Here is a 23770-nt window from a genome sequence, read left to right on the forward strand (position 1 = left end):
TACGTATGAAAGCATTTATGGATGAGCAGTTTTTATTGAAAACAGAGACAGCTCAAAAGCTATATCACGAGTATGCGAAGGATATGCCAATCATCGATTATCATTGTCATCTATCTGCAAAGGAAATAGCAGAGGATAAAGCTTTTGCAAATTTATATGAGATTTGGCTGGAGGGCGACCATTATAAGTGGAGGGCACTTCGAGCAAATGGAATAGAGGAGCGCTTTATAACAGGTGATGCAACCGACAAGGAAAAGTTTGAAAAGTGGGCAGCTACTGTTCCTTATACACTCGGTAATCCGTTGTATCATTGGACTTCATTAGAATTAAAACGGTATTTCGGGTTAGAAAAGTTGCTGAACAAGGAAACGGCTGATGAGATTTGGGCGCATTGCAACAAGCTTTTACAAACGAAAGAGTTCACGGCACGTTCCCTTATTCAAAAGTCGAATGTGCAAGTGATTTGCACAACAGACGATCCAATAGACGATTTGCAATATCATAAGGCAATCCAAATGGATGATAGCTTTCCGGTAAAGGTGCTTCCAACCTTTCGACCAGATGGTGCGCTTGGAATAGAACTGGATACTTTTTCGGAGTGGGTTGAAAAGCTAGAGAAGGCAAGTGGGGAGAACGTCCGTACCTTTGACGATTTTTTATCCGGGTTACATAAACGAGTTGCATTTTTCCATGAGGCTGGCTGTCGCTTGTCAGACCATGGGCTCGACAGTTCTTTTTATAGAGATTTTCAGCAAGCTGATATAGAGACTATTTTTCAAAAGGGACTAAATAATGACGTGTTAACTGATGAGGAAATTGTTCAGTTTAAAACAGCAACAATGATCGAGCTTGGGAGGATGTACGCTCAACAAGGCTGGGCGATGCAGCTGCATATAGGGGCTATTCGCAACAATAACAAAAGGATGCTAGGGATTGCAGGACCTAATACCGGCTTTGATTCGATCAATGATTTTTCCTATGCTTCCGATTTGTCTAATCTATTGAATGCTTTAGATTATACGGATGAGCTGCCGAAAACGATTATCTATAACTTAAATCCAAGAGACAATTATATGGTAGGAACTATGGTTGGGAATTTCCAAGGGGATGTGCCTGGGAAAATTCAGTTTGGAACTGCCTGGTGGTTTGGAGATCAACGGGACGGCATGCTGGAGCAATTGAAGGTGCTTTCTAACACAGGATTATTAGCACGCTTTATCGGGATGCTGACTGATTCCAGAAGCTTTCTTTCCTATATCCGTCATGAATATTTCCGAAGAATTTTATGTGACTTGATCGGGGATTGGGTGGAAGCAGGCGAATATCCACCAGACTTTGAATTATTAGGTCAGATTGTAAAAGATATTTGCTATAACAATGTTCAAAACTATTTAGAAATATAAGGATTGTTAGGTGATATAAATGGAAATGGTTTTTAGGTGGTTTGGTGAAGAAAATGATCATGTGAAGTTAGAGCATATTCGACAGATCCCTGGTGTCAAGGGCATTGTATGGTCGTTGCATCATGTGGCAGCGGGGGAAAGATGGTCCATTGAGGAGATAAAAGCGGAGCAGCAGAAGATAGAGTCTCATGGCTTGCACATAGAGGTAGTAGAAAGTGTGAACATCCATGAAGATATAAAGCTAGGCTTGCCGACTCGCGATCAATATATAGAGCATTATATAGAAACGATGCAGGAGCTGGCAAAGGTAGGAGTAAAGGTCATTTGCTATAATTTTATGCCCGTGTTTGATTGGATTCGAACGGATTTAAAAAAGGAACTAGAGGATGGCTCGACTGCATTGTTCTATGAAAAGCAGCTGATCGAAGGTATAGAACCTACGGAGCTGGTGAATCGAGTATTACAGGACAGCAGTTTTACGCTTCCAGGCTGGGAGCCAGAAAGATTGGAGCAGTTGAAGGAAATATTGGCTGCGTATAAGGAAGTAAATGAAGATAAGCTGTGGGAGAATTTAAAGTATTTCCTAGAGGCGGTTGTTCCTGCTGCTGAAACATGTGGAATTAAGCTAGCTATTCATCCGGATGATCCACCATGGCCGGTTTTCGGGCTTCCTAGAATTATTGTGAATGAAGAGAATCTTGGTAGATTACTAGGATTAGTAGACAGCCCTTCTAATGGTCTGACCTTCTGCAGTGGCTCTTTAGGGGCAAATCCGACAAATGATTTACCAGCTATTATTCGTACATATGGTGACCGAATTCACTTCGCGCATGTACGTAATTTAAAGCGTTATGAGAATGGAGACTTTATCGAGACATCTCATAAAATGTCTGAAGGTTCTGTTGATATGGTAGGTGTGATGAAAGCTTTCCGCGATATCGGCTATACAGGCTATATACGGCCAGACCATGGGAGAGATATATGGGGCGAGGTAGGAAGACCAGGCTACGGCTTATACGACCGTGCCCTTGGCGTCATGTACTTATGGGGTCTGTGGGATGCCTTGAAATCTACTGGAGGTGAAGAAAATGCTTGAGGTACATGAGAATCTATCGGGTAAGGTGGTCGTCATTACAGGCGGCAGTGGCGTGTTATGTAGTGCGATGGCAAGAGAAATGGGACGCCAGGGTGCGAAGGTGGCGATCTTAAACCGGACGCTAGAAAAAGGAGAAGCGGTTGCAGAGGATATTCGTAGTGGAGGCGGGGAGGCACTTGCGCTTTCTTGTGATGTATTAGATAAGGAATCGATTATGGAAGCGAAGAAACAGGTAAACGAGGCGTTTGGTTTTTGTGACATTTTAATCAACGGAGCTGGCGGTAATCATCCTAAAGGAATTACAACGAAGGAGATTTTTGCAAAAGATGATTTGCAGGATGATTCTATTCAAACATTTTTTGATTTAACAAAAGAAGGTTTTGGGTTTGTATTCGACCTTAATATAATGGGGACATTGCTGCCGACTCAAGTATTTGCTGCCGATATGATTAATAAAGAACACGCGACAGTTATTAATATGTCCTCGATGAGCGCACCGTCTCCAATGACGAAGGTTCCTGCCTATAGTGCGGCAAAGGCTGGCATTGAGAATTTAACTAAATGGTTAGCGGTCCATTTTGCGGATGCAGGTATTCGCGTGAATGCGATTGCACCAGGGTTCTTTTTAACCGAGCAAAATAAAAACTTATTAACGAATGAGGACGGCTCTTTAACGGAGCGCTCGAACAAGATCATTACTCATACGCCGATGCGTCGTTTTGGGAAACCAGAGGACTTACTTGGAACACTGTTATGGCTTGCAGATGAAAAAATGTCTGGGTTTGTAACGGGAATAACTGTACCAGTAGATGGTGGGTTTATGGCTTATTCTGGAGTGTAGGGGGTAGTAATGATGGATGTAGTGACGATAGGCGAGTCAATGGTTTTATTTACACCTGAATCCGTAGGCTCCATGACATATGCAGCGAAGTTTAACAAGACGATTGGCGGCGCTGAATCTAACGTAGCAATCGCCCTTTCTCGACTTGGTCATCAGGTAGGATGGATTTCGTTGTTAGGGCAGGATGACTTTGGGATCTATGTCAGGAACACGATTCGAGGAGAAGGAGTAGACACGTCACAAGTAAAGTTTCTAAGTGATTGTCCTACTGCTGTCTTCTTTAAGGAAAGAAAGATGGAAGGCGAGCCTAAGGTTTATTATTACCGAAAAGGCTCTGCAGCTTCAAAGTTGACGCCTAACGATATACGTGAGGATTACATCAAGCAGGCGAAGTACTTACATATAACAGGTATTACTCCTGCCCTCAGTGCCTCCTGTCTAGAAGCCGTACATCATAGTATCGATATTGCTAGAAAACATGGGGTGCAGGTAGTCTTTGACCCAAATATTCGTTTGAAGCTGTGGACAAAGGAAGAGGCTGCCCCAGTACTTAGAGATATAGCTAGTAAATGTGATGTAGTCTTGCCGGGTATTGAAGAAGGAACTATGCTCACTGGAGAGTCGGAACCAGAAGCTATTGCTAAAGCGTTTTTGTCTGACGTGACGAAAACGGTAGTAGTGAAGTTGGGGAAAAGTGGCGCTTACTATGGGACTACGAGTGAATCAGGGTATGTGGAAGGGTTTGTAGTAGAAAAGGTAGTCGATCCGATTGGTGCTGGCGACGGCTTTGCAGCAGGTTTTTTATCAGGGATGCTGCGAGGCTATCCAGTAGCGGAATCTGTGAAGCTAGCTAACCGTGTAGCTTCGTTTGCTCTAACCGTACCTGGTGATGCAGAAGGGTACCCGTATGAAAACCAGATTGACCCTAGTTTTGTAGAAGTTCAACGATGAGTGAGGGGGGAGAGGCTTGTGAGTGTCTTGGACCAGTTAAAGGATTGTCCTATTATACCTGTACTTAGAAAGATTCCTTATGAGAAGAGTGCTGGTATCATACAGGCGCTATATGAGGGTGGAATCAGAGCAGTAGAAATTACGATGGATAGCGAGAACGCAGAAGCAATGATCCGGGAAGCGTTGGATCGTTTTTCGGGGAAGCTGCTTGTTGGAGCGGGAACAGTTCTGACGATAGCAGATTGTGATCGTGCTATGGATGCAGGAGCACAGTTTCTTGTAGCACCAAATTTCAATTCTGACGTGTTGGCCTACGCCGTAGAGAAAAATGTTCCTTTTATACCTGGGGTGTTTACACCAAGCGAAATGGTTCTGGCAGATCAGGCAGGAGCAGCCATGGTCAAGCTGTTCCCAGCATCTACACTTGGTCCAGGGTTTATCAAGGACGTGAAGGGGCCACTTGGTCATATTGATATTCTGACGACTGGCGGGATTACGAAGGAAACAGTGAAATCGTATTTGGACGCCGGGGCAGTTTCCGTTGGAGCCGGTAGTGCCCTTGTGCGGAAAGAGTTTGTGGAGCGTGAGGACTGGCCTGGGTTGAGTGCGGAGGTCCGGGGGTGGCTTGGGGGGTAGTGTTTGGGGGGCGTGGTGTTGTGTGCTGTTTTTGTTGTGCGCGTCCCATTCGGAAAGTTGTGCGTGTCCCTGTGTCAGACACAATTCTTTTTGGTGAGACCTGTGGTAGATGGGGTTCTGGTGGAATTGTGTTTGTCCCTGTGTGAGACACAATTCTCTACAATTCGGAAGATTGACTGCAATTCGGAAGATTGACTGCATCCCTGTGTCAGACACAATTCTTTTTGGTGAGCCCTATGGTAGGTGCGGTTCTGGTGGAATTGTGTTTGTCCCTGTGTGGGACACAATTCTCTACAATTCGGAAGGATGAACCGATCCCTGTGTCAGACACAATTCTTTTTGGTGAGTCCTGTGGTAGATGGGGTTCTGGTGGAATTGTGTTTGTCCCTGTGTCAGACACAATTCTCTACAATTCGGAAGGGTGACTCGATCCCTGTTTCAGACACAATTCTCTACAGTTCGGAAGGTTTGACTTCATCCCTGTGTGACACACAATTCTTTTTGGTGAACCCTGTGGTAGGTGGGGTTCTGGTAGAATTGTGTTTGTCCCTGTGTGGGACACAATTCTCTACAAAGGCGAGTCCCTGGATTACTTCTACCAAAAGTAGATTTAATATTTTGGAAACTAGGTATTGATAGTTTATAATGGGTTTGTAGAATAAATTTATTAGGAAGTAGGGATGACTATAAGTGGTTAGAAATTTATTTGGCAGAGATACTGATATGCAGTTTAGTGGTTTACTTTCCCCCTCGATTTTTCTTAGTATGGTTAATACCTCGCGTGACTCTTTTCTATCTGTATATTTTTTTTCCCGCAATTCTCTTTTGTCGGTGCTTGCTTGGTGTGGTTGGGTGAGGTGAAATGACAAGGAGAAGAAATTTTAATCCCCATTCGTATTATCATGTAATTATGCGAGGTAATAATCGTGAGGCTATTTTTAAGTCGCACGAGGATATGGTGGAGCTTATGCGTGCTCTTTTGCATGTGTATGATAGGTATCCATTTACGGTTCTTGCGTATTGTTTTATGAGTAATCATTATCATATTTTAATTAAACCGACTAAGGATCAGCTTAGTAAGATTATGGCTCTTATTAATAGAAGGTATAGTGATTCTTATTCTAAGCGTTATAATCATGTTGGCAGAATTTATCAGAAGCGATATTTTGCAAAAGAGGTGAGATCTCGAAAAGGTTTGCTTGTGGTGAGCAGTTATATTCATCGTAATCCAATTGATACTAAAAAGCCTATGGTTGATCGATTAGAAACCTACCCTTATAGCTCCTATCCCTTTTATTTCCACGAAATTAAAGAATCTCCTCGATTTCTTGATAGAAACCTCTTAAAAGATTTGCTACCTCCTCCTATGGAAAAGACTAATCAAGCGTATTGCCAGTACTGTTTAGAATCTCGTGAGCTGGTGGAAGAAGATATTAAGTAGTGTTTATTCTTGAACTGTATTTTTATTTAACAGAAAATTTAATATATTCATTTAAATTATATCGAAATTATGATAGCCTTTTTATATAGATAGATTGATAAGGAGGAAGACTATGAACGTTCAAACAGCAAAAATCCATCATTTTCCGGAGGAGGTTGTTCACTATGCTTGGGAGAAGGATCCTAAGCCGGTCCTGACGATTGAGAGTGGAGACACGGTTATATTTAAGACGAGAGAGGTCACTGACAACCAGTTTTCGATTGATTCTACTACTGAATCTATTGCTAGCTTAGATTGGGACAAGGTGTATCCACTTGCTGGTCCAGTGGCCATCGAGGGGGCAGAGCCTGAAGATACGCTTGAGGTGGAAATTGTAAATTTAGAGACAGGAAGCTGGGGCTGGACGGCTATTTTGCCTGGACTAGGGTTGCTGCCAGAGAAGTTTCCAGATGCGTATTTAAGAACCTTTGATTTGACCGACGGTGAGTTTATTCATTTCCGAGAGGATATTAAAATTCCAATCGAGCCGTTTTTAGGGACGATGGGAGTTAGTCCTAAGGATGCTAGTGGTCAGCCGATTATGCCTCCAGGAACGTTTGGAGGGAATATGGACGTTCGCCAGCTGACGATTGGAACGAAGCTATATCTACCAGTGCAAGTGGCAGGAGCGTTGTTTAGCTGCGGAGATGCCCATGCAGCGCAAGGAGACGGGGAGGTTTGTGTTTCCGCATTAGAGTGCCCGATGACCGCTACCTTAAAGTTCAACCTTATTAAAGGTAAAACGATTCCTTCACCTCAGTTTTTAACGAGTGGTGAGCTTACTCCTAAGGTGAACCATAAGGGGTTCTTCGGTACCACTGGTGTTGGTCCGGATTTGATGAAGGCTTCTCAGGATGCGCTTCTCGCGATGGTAGACCACATTTCAACTACATATGAAATGGAGCCAAGGGATGCATATTTATTGTCTAGCCTTTGCGTGGATTTAAAAATCTCAGAGATTGTAGACGCAGGACAATATATCGTTAGTGCAGTATTGCCGCTGGCGGTGTTTGAGGATTAATGGAGAATACAACAAAAGGAAAGATAACTAGACCATAAAATGGAAAACTATTCTTGACTAAAGAAATTATCTAAACTAATATAAAAATAATAGTCAGAAAATAGAATTATTTCATAATATTATGCCGAAATATAGTGAAGAGGAGGATTACATGAAAGAAACAGTAGTAGAAGAGAACGTCTTACTTAAGGAAGCCTTAGACATAAAGGATAATTTAATACAGTGGCGCAGACATCTTCACGTGAATCCAGAACTATCATTTGAAGAATATGAAACTTCCAAGTTTGTTTTAGAAAACTTAAAGGATCTTGGTTATGAGATTCAAGCACCGGTTGCGAAAACTGGAATTGTGGCTCTTCTAAGAGGCACTGAGCCAGGTCCGACAGTTGCATTAAGAGCAGACATGGATGCACTTCCTATACAAGATGAGAAATCTGTCTCATACGCCTCGTCGGTTCCTGGTGTTGCACATTTATGCGGACATGATGCCCATACTTCGATGCTGCTGGGAGCAGCGAAAATACTAAGCAAGCATAGACCGACAAAGGGAAATATCAAGTTGATATTTCAACCAGCAGAGGAAGGGTTAGCAGGCGCCTTACATATGGTTCAGGAAGGGGTTCTTCAAAATCCCGATGTGGCTGTGATTGCTGGCTTGCATGTACATCCTACAGCACATACAGGTTTTATAACGGTTGCGAAAGATGTCGCAATGGCATGTGCGGATTCTTTTGATATAGAAGTGATTGGAGAGGGGGGACATGCGGCTCATCCACATATGTCTATCGACTCCATAACGGTGGCAGCGGAAGTAATCTCTTCATTACAACAAATTGTGAGCCGTTCAATTGATCCTTTAAAGCCAGCTGTTTTGACAATAGGGAAAATTGAAGGTGGCTTTAAACGAAATGTCATCGCACCGTCCGTTCGACTCGAAGGAACGGTTAGAGTGTTAGATCCTTCACTGCGAGAGGTCATTTCCAAAAGAATGGAGCAATATATTAAAGGCGTTTGCGAAGGGATGGGGGCTACTTATAAGTTCGATTATCAATTTGGCTATCCTTCCGTGAAAAATGATAATCGATTGATTCCATTATTAGATTCAGTTGCTGAAAAAATATTGGGAGCCGATACATTATCGATTATTAATCCGAGCATGGGAGGAGAGGACTTTGCTTACTATGCTGAGAAGGTGCCAGGGATCTTCTTCCGATTAGGTACTTACAATGAGACGAAGGATTGTATCTATCCCAATCACCATCCGAAATTCGATATTGATGAAGATGCGCTGCCATATGGCTCGGCTTTATTGGCCCAGTTCGCTCTTGATTACATAGAGAGTAATACGAACGAATAATAAGTATAGGTTCAATGAAATTATATATATAAAGGGGAATGACTATGAGGAAATGGGTAGGATTAGCAAGTTCTGTACTTTTGACAGTAGGATTGCTGGTAGCTTGTAGTGGAGATGATTCATCTACTTCTACGACCAAAAAAGAGGACGACAGGACATTGACGATTGCGATGGGAACGGACATGGTAACATTTGACGTTCATAACCATGTTAATACTTCTACAGAAGCAATTCACGTGAATATGTTTAACTATCTTTTTAAGCGTGATAATGAGACTGGCGAGATTTTACCAGACTTAGCAGAGGGGTACGAAAAAATAGACGATAAGACTTGGGAAGTGAAATTAAAAGAAGGAGTTACTTTCCATAACGGCGAGGCGTTAGATTCGGAGGATGTTAAATTCTCACTTGAACGTGTTGCGCATGATTCCACGTTATTAGACCACATAAACTATAACTCTATTAAAGAGGTACAAGTTGTGGATGACTTAACGTTACGTATCGTTACAAATGAGCCAGACCCGGCTTTATTAAATAGAATTTCAAGGATTGCTTCTAGTATCCTTCCTTCTGAATATATTGAAGAAAACGGAATGGATCACTTCTTGGAAAATCCAGTTGGGACAGGACCATTTAAATTTTCGAAGTGGGTACGTGACGATCGTATCGTGCTAGAAGTCTATGATGATTATTTTGACGGTAAAAATGAAGAATGGGATGAGGTTGTATTCCGTGTCATTCCAGAAAACTCTACACGTGTATCTGAGCTATTAACAGGTGGAGTGGATATTGCAACAAACATGCCACCAAGTGAGTGGAAACGTATTGATGAAAACGAGGGTACGCATTTATCTCAAGGTACCTCTAACCGAACGATGATGATATTTGTACGTTCAACAGAAGGATATCCAACCTCTGATCCTAGAGTTAGAAAAGCTTTGGACTTGGCTATTGATAACAAGGCGATAACCGATAACCTGTTAAATGGAGCAGGTATACCAACGATTACACGTGTCGCACCAGGGAACTTTGGTTTTGCAGAAGATCTTTATGACACGTATAACTATGACGTGGAAGAAGCAAAGAAATTATTGGCAGAAGCAGGATATCCAGATGGTTTTGAAATGACCTTCCATTCTCCAAAAGGGCGTTATTTACAAGATGCTGAAATAGCGGAGATGGTTGCGGGAATGTGGAGTGCAATTGGGGTAAAAGCAAACGTAGAATTCATGGAGTGGAGTAATTTCGTTGAACTTCGTAATTCAGGAAAAAATAAGGATGCTTATTTACTAGCTCTAGGTAACTCTATGTTTGACGCTGCGAACGCATTAGATTGGTATAACTATGAGAGATTCAAAGGTCAAATTGATTATCATAACGAAGAGGTAGAAGAACTATTAGCAGCAGCTGCTCAAAATATGGACCCAGAAGAAAGAGCAGAACAATATATTAAAGCACAGCATTTATTAGCTGAAGACACGGCTCATATCGTATTACACCAAGAATCTATTAACGTAGGTGTAAGTGATGCAATTGATTATACTCCTACAATGGATGAAATCATTTACGTAGAATCTATCAATAAAAAGTAAATATGGTGATTGGTAGGGAGAGCTTGCTCTTCCTTCCTTTACTATATAGGTAGAAAATTTAGTTGGTTTGTTCAAGTTCATAGAAGATTGTAGCGGAAGGTGGCGACTCCAGCGGGATGAGTGAGACAGATAAGACATCACAACCACGCGCGTAAGCGATGGGTGATGGCTTATCGCTCCCCCCGCGGAAAGCGCCCACCTGAAGCGGAAATCCATACTACTTTCTTATTTTAAAAGGATATTTTTATAGGAAAAACTATGAAATTAATAGTTAATTCAATTTCTTAAAATAATGTTTAACTGATTAGACATGACCATTATCTTCGTATGGATTGTAGCGGAAGGTGGCGACTCCAGTGGGATGAGTGAGACAGATAAGACATCGCAACCGCGCTTGTTGTGCTGTGGGTGATGGCTTATCGCTCCCCCCGCGGAAAGCGTCCACCTGAAGCGGAAATCCATACTACTTTCTTATTCTAAATAGATAAAAAGGACTATGAAATTAATTCAGTCTACAAATCATTTCAAAATATGTGTGAGGTGACAATTAATGAACAATTACTTCGTTAGGCGAATACTACAAATAATACCCGTATTATTAATCATTTCATTTATTGTCTTTGCACTAGTCTTTATAGCAGGAGATCCAGTGGCATTAATGCTACCAGATGACGCTTCTCAGGAAGATGTAGAGCTATTAAGAGAATCCTTAGGCTTAAATGAATCCTTTATCGTTCAATACACTACATACATTATGAATCTTGTACAAGGTGACTTTGGAGAATCGTATCGTTATGGGCAGGATGCGATGTCCATCGTCTTAGAGCGTCTCCCCGCAACACTTGAACTAGGTATTGCAGCACTTCTAATAGCAATTGTTGTTTCGATTCCACTTGGTATTTGGTCAGCTACAAAACAAAACTCTAGTCTAGACTTAGTGGCGACAGGAGCGGCGGTATTAGGGAAAGCGATGCCTAACTTTTGGCTAGGGATCATGCTAGTTTTATTATTTTCCGTTACGTTAAGCTTCTTCCCTGTTTCAGGGAGAGGGACGCTTATGCACTTGGTTCTCCCTGCCATCACTCTTGCTACTGGGATAGCGGCGGAAATGACGAGACTCATCCGGTCGAGCATGATTGAAACCTTAAACCAGGATTACGTACGAACAGCAAAGAGTAAAGGTTTAAAGGATAGAATCGTAGTTTATAAGCATGCTTTCCGAAACTCACTTATTCCGGTTATCACAATTACTGCACTGCAAACCTCTACTGTGGTAGGTGGCGCATTGATAACTGAAACTGTATTTTCGTGGCCGGGTTTAGGTCAACTATTAATACAGGCAGTAAATACACGTGATATGGCAATTGTTCAAGCCAGTGTTTTTGTTATCGCAATACTCGTAATTCTTATGAATCTAGTAGCAGATATTCTTTACCGACTATTAGATCCGCGGATTAAATATAGCTAGGGGGGAAGTTAAGTTGACCCAATCACAGACAGTAAGCATTACACAAAACAAACCCTCTTCTTTTAAAAGGTGGAGTAGATTACTACTTAGAAGCAAGACAGGTACCGTAGGATTCTTTATCGTATTATTTGTTGGTATAGTGTCCATTCTTGCGCCATTACTAGCACCGCATGATCCTGCTGCTATAAATGCAGCTAATATGCTAAAGCCTCCTTTCTGGATGGAGGGTGGTAGTACTGCAAATCTATTGGGAACGGATAATCTTGGTAGAGATATTCTTAGTCGAATTATATATGGTTCTCAAATTTCTTTATTAGTAGGTATTACATCTGTAGTTGTTGCCGGAATTATCGGTGTGACGATTGGTTTAATCGCAGGGTATTACGGAGGTTTTATCGACAATGTACTGATGCGCCTTGTAGACTCCTTCCTTGCAATCCCTACTATTCTTTTTGCGCTAGTAATACTTAGTGTTTTTGGCCCTAGTGTGATTACGCTTATCTTCGTTCTCGGTGCTACGAACTGGGTAAATTATGCACGGCTTGTTCGTGGAGAAGTGTTAACTATAAAGGAACGTGATTTCGTAAGAGCTGCTCGTTCCATTGGAGTGAAAAACCATAAGATAATTACTCGTCATTTATTGCCAAATGTTATTTCCTCTTTTATCGTAATTTCCACGTTAAGTGTGGCAACAACGATCATTCTAGAAGCGTCACTTAGCTTTTTGGGACTTGGTGTTCAACCACCTACTGTTTCATGGGGATCTATTTTGAGTGACGGAAGAGATTATTTAGCGACTAGCTGGTGGCTGGCAACTTTTCCGGGTCTAGCCATTACGGTAACAGTGCTTGGAATCATATTCTTGGGTGATTGGTTAAGAGATGTTCTTGATCCACGCTCTATCAAAAAGTAATCTAAAGGAGGAATCCCAATGGCGGAAGAAGTACTGAATGTAAAAAACCTCAAAACTTATTTCCATACTGAAAATGGGGTTGTTCCCTCAGTCGATGACGTTTCTATAAGGATAAATAAAGGCGAAACAGTAGCGATAGTAGGTGAATCGGGCTCAGGGAAGAGCGTAACATCTCTATCCATTATGCGTTTAATCGAATCGCCAGGAAGAATTGAAGATGGACAAATTTTGTTTAAAGGAAGAGATATTGTACCAATCTCGATGAAAGAGATGCGTCATCTTCGTGGTAATGAAATTGCGATGATTTTCCAAGAGCCTCTTACTTCCTTGAACCCTGTTTTCACAATAGGAAATCAAATGGCAGAATCGATTATGCTGCACCAAAAGAAGAATAAGAAGGAAGCACGTCAGATAAGTATTGAAATGCTGAAAAAGGTTGGAATACCAAGGGCTGAGAAGGTCATTGACTCCTTTCCCCATTCCTTAAGTGGAGGGATGAGACAGCGTGTCATGATTGCGATGGCACTCTCCTGCAATCCGGAATTGTTGATTGCAGATGAACCAACTACTGCTCTAGATGTAACGATTCAGGCTCAAATTCTTAAATTGATGAAGGGCTTAATCACGGAGTTTGATACATCTATTTTGCTAATCACCCATGACTTGGGCGTCGTGGCTGAAATGGCAGATCGTGTAGTAGTGATGTATGCAGGTCAGGTAGTAGAAGAAACGGATGTATTTACATTGTTTAGAGAACCTAGACACCCATACACGAAAGGTCTGATGGATAGTACTCCTAAAATCCATGAATTAAAGGATGAACTAACCTCTATACCGGGTACTGTCCCAAGTCCGTTAAATTATCCAACTGGTTGTCGGTTTATGGATCGCTGTCCATACGCCATGCAAAAATGTGCTGAGGCTCAACCAAAGCTTGAAGAAATTCTGACAAATCACAAGGTCAGATGCTGGCTCCATGAAGAAAAGGTGGTTGATTTGTATGAAACAAAATCATTTGCTGGAAGTTAAAGGGCTGAAAAAAGCTTTTGATATATCTGAAGGTTTCTTAAAAAGAAAAAAACAGTTTCTTTATGCAGTCGACGGCTTGGACTTTTATGTAGACGAGGGAGAAACACTAGGGATAGTTGGAGAGTCAGGATGTGGGAAGTCGACTACTGGGAACCTGATAGGTCAGCTATTGGATGCCACGGAAGGAGAAATTTTATTTGAGGGAGAAGATTTGACGAAGCTAAAAGGAGAGGTGTTAAGAAAGAAACGAGCCGATATCCAAATGGTATTTCAAGACCCTTTCTCATCCTTGAATCCACGTATGCGCGTGTTTGATTTGATAGCTGAGCCTTTAAGAACTCATAAATCTCTCCATAAAAAAGAGCTCACTGAACGAGTAATGGAGCTGATGGACCTAGTTGGTTTGAATCGTGCTTATGTCAATCGATATCCACATGAATTTAGTGGAGGGCAAAGACAACGAATTGGAATTGCTCGTGCTATTTCCTTAAATCCCAAGCTCATCATATGTGATGAGCCGGTTTCGGCACTAGATGTATCGATTCAGTCCCAAATATTAAACTTACTGGCTAAGCTACAAAAGGAACTCAATCTAACGTTCATTTTTATTGGACATGGATTGCCGGCAGTAAAGCATATCAGTGACAGAATTGCCGTGATGTATCTTGGTAAAATCGTGGAGCTGACGACAAAGGAAAAGTTGTTTTTACATCCTATGCATCCTTATACAGAGGGTTTATTGTCCGCTGTGCCAGTTCCCGATCCCACTCAACGGAACATCGAGGGAAGACAGCTTTTAGAAGGCGACATCCCGAGTCCGGCAAATCCACCACCTGGCTGTAATTTCCATACAAGATGCCCTTATGCTCAGGACATATGCAGTAAAACGGAGCCTGTATTTGAGGAAAAAGCGTCAGGTCAATTTGTAGCTTGTCATTTCCCGCTTGAAAATGGTAAAGGAATTATCAATGAAGAGAAAGTGAAGGTAGATGCGTGATGGACTATCTGAGGAGAAACCTTGAGCCCATGCTTGAGCTCATAGAAAAGCTAGTGAATATAGATAGTGGTTCAACGTGTAAAACGGGAGTAGATAAAATAGGGGAAATCCTAATAGATGAATATAAACAAATGGACCTCTCTATTGAAATTAAAGAAAATGAGGAATTTGGTAATAACATTGTCATCAAACATAAAGAAGCCTTGAAGCCTGAAATACTGCTAATCGCTCATATGGATACGGTGTTTCCAATTGGAACGGCAGCAGAAAGACCGTTTACCATTAAAGATGGCCTTGCATTTGGTCCAGGAGTAGCGGATATGAAGGCAAGTCAGGTAACCTTATTGTATGCTATGAAGTATTTGTACGAGAAACACGATGCTGCTTTGAAAAATGTCATCATTATTTTAAATAGTGATGAGGAAATAGGTTCTCCAACATCAAGGGAACTCATTGAGGAAATTTCAAAGGATGTTAAATATGCCTTGGTGATGGAGCCTGCCCGTAAGGATGGATCGATTGTGTCCTCACGAAGAGGGGGCGGCAGATATACGCTACATGTACATGGAAGATCTGCACACTCCGGAGTAGCGCCAGAAGAAGGCAGAAGTGCTATTGAAGAGCTTGCATATAAAACGATAAAGCTCAATCATTTAACTGACCATGAACAAGGGATATCAGTAAGTGTAGGGATAGTGGAAGGCGGAGACGCGGTAAATATGATCCCAGACAGCGCCACTGGATATGTAGATGTACGCATCGAAAGTGATGAGCAAAGCTTAGAAATTGCTAAGCAAATCGAAAATATTTGCTCCGTACCAGATGTACCAGGAACCACAATCGACCTAGAAGGCGGCATCACCCGTCCACCAATGGAGCTTGATGATAAGAATCAGAAACTCCTAGAAATCGTGAAGGAAGTCGGAAACTCCTTTGGCCTAAAAGTAACCGATTCTCATACCGGTGGAGGATCAGATGCATCCTTTCCATCTCACCTAGGCGTAGCCACCATTGACGGTGTAGGACCAATCGGTGGAAAGCTGCACAATGAAGGAGAATATCTCGAAATAGAATCACTGACGGAAAGGTGCTTTTTGTTGGCTGAAACGGTGTCGAGGTTGTCGGGAACTGGTGGGTAGGGGATGCTGGTGTGTCCCTGTGTCAGACACTATTCTGACAATTAACTACAATTCTCGGTAATTGCATCCCTTTGTTATACATAACCGGCAGTGAGCAGTCATGTATTTAACCCTCGGAAGCGTGTAGGCCCAAGGAGACTGATTGCTATTTAAGAAGGATTAATTAGAGGTCGCTCATTAGTGAGTGGCTTTTTTTTTATGTAAATAGGAAAAGCGGCGAAACTATAAAAAGCAGGATTTTTTCGTGTCTATTGCGAATGAATAACGAAGGATGTTAGGAGGGGCATGTATGAACAATATCAAAGTATAGAAGTAAAGGAGAATATATATATGATTAAGCTTAGAGAAATGAATGACCATGAATTTAATAACTACTTAAGTTTTATGATACCGGATTATGCGAAAGATATTTCGGACAACTATAATCTTCCGATAGATAAAGCTATGGAAGAATCAGAAATGATGATGAAGGATTTGCTTCCAGATGGTTTATCCACCGAGGGACAATTTTTATACAACCTTTATGATCCTGTAATAGCTAAGGAAGTAGGAATAATCTGGTTTAGTATAAATATGGAAATTAATCGCGCCTATCTTTACCACCTTTATATTAAAGAAGCATACAGGCAAAAGGGTTACGCAACAAAAGCCTTAGAGGAATTACAAGATAGAGTAAGAGGGCGTGGAATAGATTCAATTGCCTTGAGCGTATTCGGAAATAATGAGCATGCTTATCGACTATATTCAAAGCTGGGGTTTACTTCATCTGCTATTTCCATGCACAAACTGTTGTAGGTGTCCCTGTGTCAGACACTATTCTGATAATTGATTTTTAAATAATTTCTACATATTTCGTACCACAGACTTTAATATTCAAACGCTAGAGAGTAGCGGTGTTTAAGCATTTTCTTTAAGCGAGATAAAGCGGTCTTCCAATTTGAATAAAAAAATTTTAAATAAATATTGATAAAAGATGTTTAATGATTTTTTAGCGGGGTATATTAATAGTACAAGGCGGAACTACCGAAGGAAAGGACTGGTAAACAATGTGTTTACAAGAAACTCCAAAGGATGATTTGCACAGCCTTGGCGGAAGATTTGCTTTACTGACGAAAGGTACTCTCGTCGGGAACCGATATATTTAGGTTTCGATTCAGTGTATTGTTTTTGCAAGTGAAAGAAAAGTTTTTTGTTTTAAGTGCACCTAAATGTCTGGTTCATTAACAGACGGATTGTCAGTTACGATTTACAACGCAACATAAAGTGAATTTTCCGAGTGTATTCCCTTTATAGGGAAAGAAGAAGCGTAATCCGAAATTTGGATTACGCTTTTTTCTGTATGTCTGTCCTTGTGTCAGAAATAATTGCTCAGCTAATAAAAGATGTTTAAGTATTTTCCGGCGGGGTATATAAATAGTACAAGGCGGAACTACCGAAGGAAAGGACTGGTAAACAATGTGTTTACAAGAAACTCCGAAGGATGATTTGCACAGCCTTGGCGGAAGATTTGCTTTACTGACGAAAGGTACTCTCGTCGGGAACCGATATATTTAGTTTCGATTCAGCGTATTTTAGCAAGTGAAAGAAAAGTTTTTTGTTTTAAGTGCACCTAAATGTCTGGTTCATTAACAGACGAATTGTCAGTTACAATTTACAACGCAACATATAAGTGAATTTTCCGAGTGTATTCCCGGTTGTATAGGGAAAGAAAAAGCGTAATCCGAAATTTGGATTACGCTTTTTTCTTTTTTAGGATGGAGTGACTTACATCGCCCCATCCTTTTTTTAATATAGCTTCCCTTGTCTATACAGCACAGTAGATAATCGTATTACCGCATGGATAAAGCAGTTTTGACGAAGTGGCAACGGATCACTGAAGTATAGAGGAAGTAGCGTGTCCATCGTATGCTTCATTTTATCGAGAAGTTGGTTGTAGACTTCTTCTTCCGAGTAGAATTGTGTTTCACGACCTTGCAGCCATTCTAGGTAGGACACGATTACCCCGCCGGCATTTGCTAAAATGTCGGGGATGATGATGACACCCTTTTGGCTCAAGTATAGATCTGCATCCTTTGTCGTTGGGGCATTTGCACCTTCTACAATAATCCGGGCCTTGATCTCGGCTTTATTCGTTGTGTTTAACTGATTTTCTAAGGCAGCCAGGAATAAAACATCAACATCCATTGTTAGAATTTCTTCTCTACTCAAGATAGTCGCTGTGACTCCAGCTTCTTTTAGTTGTTCCTCTGACGTTGGTAGGTCACCTTTATTCCCGGCAGAGAATTGGACAAGTGACTGGATATCTAAGCCTTCTTTATTAAAGAGTGTTACATTTCTATCGCTTACAGCAACGACTTTATTTTGTAAGTGTTCGCATTTAGCTGCCTCGAGTGCAGTGACTGAGCCAACGTTACCAAACCCTTGAACGGCTACACTTAGTGGTCGGTTGGCGTATTCCATTAACGTTTTAGCGTAAGGATTATCGGAGCCTGCTAACGTTTGCCCGTGCTCCTTGGCATAATTGCTTAGCATATAGCGGAAGGTGAAATAAACACCTTTACCAGTTGCCTCACGTCGTCCTAAAGACCCTCCATTGGCGACACTTTTTCCCGTAAAGCTACCGAGATAAGGCTGCCCTTGGTTAATCTTTTTGTACTCTGCCATCATCCAATCCATTTCACGTTCACCGGAACCAACATCTGGTGCTGGAATATCACGGTCAGGACCAAGTACATGATTAAAATAACGAACGTATTTCGTACAAATACGATGTAGCTCCTTATCGGTGAAGTTTTTAGGATTGATAACGATTCCGCCTTTTCCTCCCCCAAATGGAACATCATGCAAAGCGTTTTTTAACGTCATCAAAAACGCTAAGTTAATAACTTCTTCTTCATTCACCGACTCATGAAAACGAATCCCACCCTTATACGGACCAAGCGCATCATTATGATGTACACGATAAGAAGGAATCCGAACGACCTCTCCACTTTCAAGCGGGACACGCAGGAAGGACTTATGTATCTGATTCGGCGTTGATAGAATGGCATTCAGCGAAGTAAATGCCTTTGTCCGCATTTCACCCTGTAACTCTGGCAAAAATGTCTCGTTCTCCAATAGTGCATTCAGTGACTGTTTTACAATAGATATCGTTTGCTCTTCCACTAATTCCAGCACCTCCAAATAATTGTTCATCGTTGTTAGTTATACCCTAAAGTTTTGGGAAAAAACGTAGGAAATGTAATTAATGATCTAGCTTTCATAACTATTTTTGAGAGCAATTTATTGGTATGATTTGTTTTAATTAGACTAATAAAAAGGAGCCTTACTAATGAATCTAAATAACTTTCAAGAAAGATTAAACCAAGAAATATTACAGCGAGGCTTTAACTATTATAGGGAAAATCGGGTTATGAAGAGCTATAACGAGGATAATTTTATAGTACAAGGCAGTGAAGATTATGAAGTTATTGTCAAAGTAGACGAAACAGGTAATATAACTTATTCGGCATGCGATTGTCCTTACGATTTTGGACCTATTTGCAAGCATGAGGCTGCTGTTTATTTTAAACTAATGGAAGCTGAATATGAAGGTGAAATGGTGGGGAAGAAAAAGCCCGCTGTCTTTGAGGTATTGAATGATTTATCTAAAGACAATTTGGTGGAAATATTAATGGAAATGGTAGAACAGGATTCAAAGTTTGGGGAAAAGTTGGTTTTTAAATATGCAAAAACGAATGAAACTAATTTGTTAGATCAGTGTAAAAAGTTACTTTCTTCTATTGTTAAAGAGCATAAAGGTAGAGAAGGCTATATCTCTCGTCGAAATGCTTATGCATTTGTAATGGACTTCGAAGAACTGTTGGAGAAGATTAAAAAAACGGAAGATACATTAATAGCTATTAATATTGGATTACTCGTGCTAGATGAAGGTATGAAGGCACTCCAATATGCAGATGATTCGGACGGAGATATAGGGTCACTTATAGACGAAACATTAGGGCTTATTGGCGAGCGAGCAATGGATTGCGATCCTTTAGACGTGAAATTACGAATAGACATATTTAATAAACTAATGAAGCATGTGGATCGAAGCATATTTGATGGATGGGCCAATTTTAAATTGAATATATTAGAAATCTGCGAGGAGTTTGCGGATATAGAAGTCTTGAGGAATAAGTATAGAGACAAATTGGAAAAGATGATAAAAGAGGAGTCAGACGATGCGTACTCGAATTATTATAAGGAAAGTCTTCTTCAGTTATTATGGAATTTAATAGTAAAATACGATTCTGACGAGGAAAAGGCTTCTTTTATTGAAGGAAATATACATTATAAATTCTTTCGACAGCTATTGATAAATCAGCATATGGAGAAGAAAAATTATGAGCGAGTGATAGAGCTTGCTTTGGAGGGAGAAAAGCAGGACCAAAAGCTCCGAGGTTTAGTGATACATTGGAAGAAGGAGCGATACGTAGCCTATAAAGAGCTTTCACTTCAAGAAGAGCAGAAGAAGCTTGCAAAAGAGCTATTGCTGTCCGGTGACTTTGAATATTATAAAGAGTTAAAAGAGCTTGCCCAAGATGACACATTTTATAATTCTCTAATCAATGAATTAAAAGTTTCCGAAGGGTGGAATGCAAGGGAAGTATACTTGAAAATTATCCTCGAAGAAAACGATTTAGAGGAGTTATTGCATTATGTTAAGGGAAATCTATTATACCTAGAAAACTATGCTGATCAACTGGCACAAGAATACCCAGAGGACGTCATAGAAATGTATCAAAATTATATACATTCCTCGGCTAAATCAGCCACGGACAGAAAGCGTTACAAAGGCGTATGTAGAATAATCAAGAAATACAAAAAGTATGCTGGTGAGGAAAAACAAGCAGAGCTAATCCAGCAATTGAACACACAGTATGCAAGACGACCCGCTTTTATAGATGAGCTCGGCAAGCTATAAGCAACAATAAGTCGATGAAAGAGAATCATTCTCTTACATCGGCTTTTTTATTGAGTTGAATTTTGTCCTCCTTCTATTATACATATGACCACTAGTTGAAGACCAAACTACGCGAAACAGCTTTATGATTGATTCCTGTTTATTTGTGCTTTTAGCGTAATAGACTTTTTGTAACAAAACAACTGGATTAATGGGCGCTTTCTCCTTGGTTAATGGGACATTTTTTGATTTTTGTGTGGTCGATTTAGTTAATGGGTCACTTTCTTCATTTTATGGGACATTTCTACTTGATTAATGGGCGCTTTCCGCATAGTTAATGGGACACTTTTGGACTTCTAATGGGCACTTTTGCGGTTTATGGGCGTTTATCTTTCATTTATGGTGCACTCTTAGTATATTTATGGGCACTTTCAGGTGTTAAATGGGACACTTCTTAACTGTTATGTACCACTGTCACAATTTAAGGTGACAGATAGCTCCTGTTTAGGTGCGATGATTCCTAATTTAGGTGTCACTTTGAAAGTTTTATGTGCGCAACCCTAGTTTAGGTGACACATTCACAATTTTAGGTGACAGATAGCTCCTATTTAGGTGCGGTTACCTCTTATTTAGGTATCACTTGCTAGAGTTTTATGTGCACATCTTCAGTTTAGGTGACACATTCACAATTTTAGGTGACATCTAGCTCCTGTTTAGGTGCATTTTCAATTGGTTTAGGTGTCACTTTGAAAGTTTTATGTGTAAATCTCTAGTTTAGGTGACACATTCACAATTTAAGGTGACATCTAGCTCCTGTTTAGGTGCGGAATCTCCTCGTTTAGGTGACACTTTTACAGTTTTATGTGCACATCCCTAGTTAGGTGACATGTCACTCCTATTTAGGTGTGCTTTCCCCAGGTTTACGTGCGCTTCCCTTCGTTTGCTTTTAACCGTTCCCATATCTCTCTATTCACACCATATATTTTTACTAATTTTTCATTAAATTCACAATATATTTAATTCATTTTTAGAAAGTTTACAATACCTTTACATTCACTTAATAGAACGTTAAGAAATTAGCCTTATGATGGAGAGTAGATAGAAGTCTATAACTTTTGGAGGTTGTCCATGTTATTTAAAAAAGCGATTGTTTCTCTCGTTATTCCGATTGCGTTGTTAGCTGGCTGTGGAGGTAATGATTCAGGGCAGGATAGTGGCGATAAGCAGACAATCTCGATTTCAGGGTCTACTTCGGTGGGACCTTTGACAGAGAAGCTGGCGATGAAGTATGAGGAAACAGAATCGGTCAAAATAGAGGTTAACCAGATTGGGTCGTCAGCTGGGATTACCAATGCAACAAATGGTGTTTCGGAAATTGGGATGAGCTCTCGCGATTTAAAGGATGAGGAAGCGGCTCAGTTAGAAGAAATTATCATTGCCTATGATGGGATTGTTATTGTGACACATCCATCGAATAAGGTAGAGAACTTAACGATGGAACAGGTAAAGCAGATTTTCACTGGTGAGGTGAAGAACTGGAAAGAGCTTGGCGGAGAAGACTTAGAGATCGTGGTTGTTTCGCGTGAGGACGGCTCTGGTTCTCGCGATGCGTTTCAAGAAATTGTCGGCTATTCCTCTGGGGAATTGATTCGAAATGCGATTGTTGCTAGTGGGAACGGTAATATCAAGACAACAGTGGCAACAAATAAGCACGCAGTTGGTTTTATCTCCTTTGAATATATCGATGAAACGATCTACCCGATGAAGATTAATGGCGTAGAGCCGACCGCACAAAACGTGCTGGACGAGAAGTACAGTCTTTCAAGACCGTTCTTATTCGTTTATAAGGAAGGCGAGTTAACAGCTGCTGGGCAGCAATTTATCGATTATATTTTAAATCCTGAAGGACAGCAAATAGTTTCGGAGGCAGGAGCTATCCCTATTCTTCAATAAAATCTGTGAAATTACATAATGGGAGGAACTTGCGTGACTACACCACCATTCGAGAAGCAAACCGTTGAAATAGAAAAAGCGAACAAACGCAAGTATTTTCTAGAAGGTTTATCTGCAAAGGTTTTCCTTGCTTGCGCCTTATTATCGGTCATCAGTTTAGCGTTAATAGTAGGTTTTGTATTTTATAAAGGATCCTATCCGTTTATAGCAGAGGGCTATAGCTTTATAGATTTTATTTTCGGCTCGGACTGGGTTCCAAGTGAGGATAAATTCGGTATTTTTCCAATGATCGTGGCTTCTCTATTCGCGACAATTGGTGCATTAATTATTGGAGTTCCAATTGGCTTGTTCACGGCGATTTTCTTAGCAGAGATTGCACCTAAGTGGCTAGCTAAATTAATTTCTCCGGCTATTCAGCTTTTAGCTGGTATCCCTTCTGTATTGTACGGGGTATTTGGACTGGCAATCATCGTTCCTTTTTTACAGGACAACTTTGGACTGGCGAGAGGGCAAAGCTTGTTAGCTGTCATTCTTGTGTTAGCCATTATGATGCTGCCTACGATTGTAACGGTAGCTGAGACATCGATACGTGCTGTACCTAAGGCATATACAGAGGGCTCTTTAGCGCTTGGTGTATCTCATATCGGGACAATTTTTAAAGTAATTGTTCCTGCTGCAAAGTCTGGAATCATGGCAGCGATCGTTCTTGGATTAGGACGAGCTATCGGAGAGACGATGGCGGTTATATTGGTTGCGGGGAACAGCTTGATTATCCCTACAAGTCTTACAGACAGTGTTCGACCGTTGACTACGAATATTGCTTTAGAGATGGGATATGCGTTCGGAACTCATCAGGAAATGTTATTTGCAACGGGGATCGTTTTATTCTCCTTCATTCTAATTTTAAATTTCGTACTAGCCAGAATTACAGCAAGAGGAGGCAACTAAT

At 40.9% G+C, this 23770-nt stretch carries 19 protein-coding genes; 18 read left to right on the forward strand and 1 reads right to left on the reverse strand.

The window, feature by feature from the left end:
• The first annotated feature begins 5 nt into the window (after nt 1-5).
• From uxaC to MKY09_RS03870, 15 genes are all read left to right on the forward strand, one after another.
• Entirely contained in the window at nt 6-1403 is a 1398-nt protein-coding gene (uxaC, locus tag MKY09_RS03800; protein ID WP_342567629.1) for a glucuronate isomerase, read from the forward strand.
• 19 nt (nt 1404-1422) lie between these two features.
• Nucleotides 1423-2499 carry a mannonate dehydratase gene (uxuA, locus tag MKY09_RS03805; protein WP_342567630.1) on the forward strand — a complete coding sequence of 359 codons (1077 nt, stop codon included), beginning with the start codon at nt 1423-1425 and terminating at the stop codon, nt 2497-2499.
• Entirely contained in the window at nt 2492-3340 is an 849-nt protein-coding gene (locus tag MKY09_RS03810) for an SDR family oxidoreductase (RefSeq protein ID WP_342567631.1), read from the forward strand. The genes uxuA and MKY09_RS03810 overlap by 8 nt, the downstream gene beginning before the upstream one ends.
• 9 nt (nt 3341-3349) lie before the next feature.
• Nucleotides 3350-4291 (forward strand): sugar kinase, encoded by a 942-nt coding sequence (locus MKY09_RS03815; protein WP_342567632.1) that lies wholly within the window; start codon nt 3350-3352, stop codon nt 4289-4291.
• Between the two features lie 18 nt (nt 4292-4309).
• Nucleotides 4310-4927 carry a bifunctional 4-hydroxy-2-oxoglutarate aldolase/2-dehydro-3-deoxy-phosphogluconate aldolase gene (locus MKY09_RS03820; RefSeq protein ID WP_342567633.1) on the forward strand — a complete coding sequence of 206 codons (618 nt, stop codon included), beginning with the start codon at nt 4310-4312 and terminating at the stop codon, nt 4925-4927.
• Between the two features lie 862 nt (nt 4928-5789).
• Nucleotides 5790-6368, forward strand: coding sequence for a transposase (locus MKY09_RS03825; protein ID WP_342567634.1), 579 nt, complete (start codon nt 5790-5792; stop codon nt 6366-6368).
• Nucleotides 6369-6480: 112 nt separating this feature from the next.
• Nucleotides 6481-7428, forward strand: a complete 948-nt coding sequence (locus MKY09_RS03830; protein WP_342567635.1) for an acetamidase/formamidase family protein — start codon at nt 6481-6483, stop codon at nt 7426-7428.
• A gap of 151 nt (nt 7429-7579) precedes the next feature.
• Nucleotides 7580-8785, forward strand: coding sequence for an amidohydrolase (locus MKY09_RS03835; protein WP_340885121.1), 1206 nt, complete (start codon nt 7580-7582; stop codon nt 8783-8785).
• Nucleotides 8786-8829: 44 nt separating this feature from the next.
• The gene (locus tag MKY09_RS03840; RefSeq protein WP_340885118.1) at nt 8830-10377 is read left to right on the forward strand and encodes an ABC transporter substrate-binding protein; all 1548 of its coding nucleotides are present in this window, start codon (nt 8830-8832) and stop codon (nt 10375-10377) included.
• Nucleotides 10378-10927: 550 nt separating this feature from the next.
• On the forward strand, nt 10928-11845 hold the full coding sequence (locus MKY09_RS03845; RefSeq protein ID WP_340885115.1) for an ABC transporter permease: 918 nt from the start codon (nt 10928-10930) through the stop codon (nt 11843-11845).
• 13 nt (nt 11846-11858) lie between these two features.
• The gene (locus tag MKY09_RS03850; protein WP_340885113.1) at nt 11859-12758 is read left to right on the forward strand and encodes an ABC transporter permease; all 900 of its coding nucleotides are present in this window, start codon (nt 11859-11861) and stop codon (nt 12756-12758) included.
• 18 nt (nt 12759-12776) lie between these two features.
• The gene (locus tag MKY09_RS03855) at nt 12777-13787 is read left to right on the forward strand and encodes an ABC transporter ATP-binding protein (protein ID WP_340885111.1); all 1011 of its coding nucleotides are present in this window, start codon (nt 12777-12779) and stop codon (nt 13785-13787) included.
• Entirely contained in the window at nt 13759-14784 is a 1026-nt protein-coding gene (locus tag MKY09_RS03860) for an oligopeptide/dipeptide ABC transporter ATP-binding protein (protein ID WP_340885109.1), read from the forward strand. Before MKY09_RS03855 ends, MKY09_RS03860 begins: the two co-directional genes overlap by 29 nt.
• 29 nt (nt 14785-14813) lie before the next feature.
• Nucleotides 14814-15923, forward strand: coding sequence for a M20 family metallopeptidase (locus MKY09_RS03865; RefSeq protein WP_340885107.1), 1110 nt, complete (start codon nt 14814-14816; stop codon nt 15921-15923).
• Nucleotides 15924-16253: 330 nt separating this feature from the next.
• On the forward strand, nt 16254-16718 hold the full coding sequence (locus tag MKY09_RS03870; RefSeq protein ID WP_342567636.1) for a GNAT family N-acetyltransferase: 465 nt from the start codon (nt 16254-16256) through the stop codon (nt 16716-16718).
• Between the two features lie 990 nt (nt 16719-17708).
• Here MKY09_RS03870 and MKY09_RS03875 read toward each other — a convergent pair.
• Nucleotides 17709-19088 (reverse strand): Glu/Leu/Phe/Val dehydrogenase, encoded by a 1380-nt coding sequence (locus MKY09_RS03875; protein WP_342568209.1) that lies wholly within the window; start codon nt 19086-19088, stop codon nt 17709-17711.
• 166 nt (nt 19089-19254) lie between these two features.
• On the opposite strand from MKY09_RS03875, the gene MKY09_RS03880 reads away from it, so the two are divergent.
• From MKY09_RS03880 to pstC, 3 genes are all read left to right on the forward strand, one after another.
• Nucleotides 19255-20889 (forward strand): hypothetical protein, encoded by a 1635-nt coding sequence (locus MKY09_RS03880; RefSeq protein ID WP_342567637.1) that lies wholly within the window; start codon nt 19255-19257, stop codon nt 20887-20889.
• Nucleotides 20890-21996: 1107 nt separating this feature from the next.
• Nucleotides 21997-22821, forward strand: a complete 825-nt coding sequence (locus MKY09_RS03885; protein WP_342567638.1) for a phosphate ABC transporter substrate-binding protein — start codon at nt 21997-21999, stop codon at nt 22819-22821.
• Between the two features lie 33 nt (nt 22822-22854).
• Complete coding sequence (pstC, locus tag MKY09_RS03890) at nt 22855-23769, forward strand: phosphate ABC transporter permease subunit PstC (RefSeq protein ID WP_251552639.1); 915 nt, start codon at nt 22855-22857, stop codon at nt 23767-23769.
• Nucleotide 23770 lies beyond the last annotated feature (1 nt).

The sequence above is a fragment of the Psychrobacillus sp. FSL K6-4046 genome, from assembly GCF_038624605.1.
Lineage (GTDB): Bacteria > Bacillota > Bacilli > Bacillales_A > Planococcaceae > Psychrobacillus.

Coding starts and splice junctions, on each gene's coding strand:
- MKY09_RS03815 (WP_342567632.1), top strand. CDS start 3,350: ATGATGGATGTAGTGACGATAGGCGAGTCAATGGTTTTATTTACACCT.
- MKY09_RS03840 (WP_340885118.1), top strand. CDS start 8,830: ATGAGGAAATGGGTAGGATTAGCAAGTTCTGTACTTTTGACAGTAGGA.
- MKY09_RS03865 (WP_340885107.1), top strand. CDS start 14,814: ATGCTTGAGCTCATAGAAAAGCTAGTGAATATAGATAGTGGTTCAACG.
- MKY09_RS03885 (WP_342567638.1), top strand. CDS start 21,997: ATGTTATTTAAAAAAGCGATTGTTTCTCTCGTTATTCCGATTGCGTTG.
- MKY09_RS03845 (WP_340885115.1), top strand. CDS start 10,928: ATGAACAATTACTTCGTTAGGCGAATACTACAAATAATACCCGTATTA.
- MKY09_RS03855 (WP_340885111.1), top strand. CDS start 12,777: ATGGCGGAAGAAGTACTGAATGTAAAAAACCTCAAAACTTATTTCCAT.
- MKY09_RS03810 (WP_342567631.1), top strand. CDS start 2,492: ATGCTTGAGGTACATGAGAATCTATCGGGTAAGGTGGTCGTCATTACA.
- MKY09_RS03825 (WP_342567634.1), top strand. CDS start 5,790: ATGACAAGGAGAAGAAATTTTAATCCCCATTCGTATTATCATGTAATT.
- uxuA (WP_342567630.1), top strand. CDS start 1,423: ATGGAAATGGTTTTTAGGTGGTTTGGTGAAGAAAATGATCATGTGAAG.
- MKY09_RS03835 (WP_340885121.1), top strand. CDS start 7,580: ATGAAAGAAACAGTAGTAGAAGAGAACGTCTTACTTAAGGAAGCCTTA.
- uxaC (WP_342567629.1), top strand. CDS start 6: ATGAAAGCATTTATGGATGAGCAGTTTTTATTGAAAACAGAGACAGCT.
- MKY09_RS03830 (WP_342567635.1), top strand. CDS start 6,481: ATGAACGTTCAAACAGCAAAAATCCATCATTTTCCGGAGGAGGTTGTT.
- MKY09_RS03880 (WP_342567637.1), top strand. CDS start 19,255: ATGAATCTAAATAACTTTCAAGAAAGATTAAACCAAGAAATATTACAG.
- MKY09_RS03860 (WP_340885109.1), top strand. CDS start 13,759: ATGAAACAAAATCATTTGCTGGAAGTTAAAGGGCTGAAAAAAGCTTTT.
- MKY09_RS03870 (WP_342567636.1), top strand. CDS start 16,254: ATGATTAAGCTTAGAGAAATGAATGACCATGAATTTAATAACTACTTA.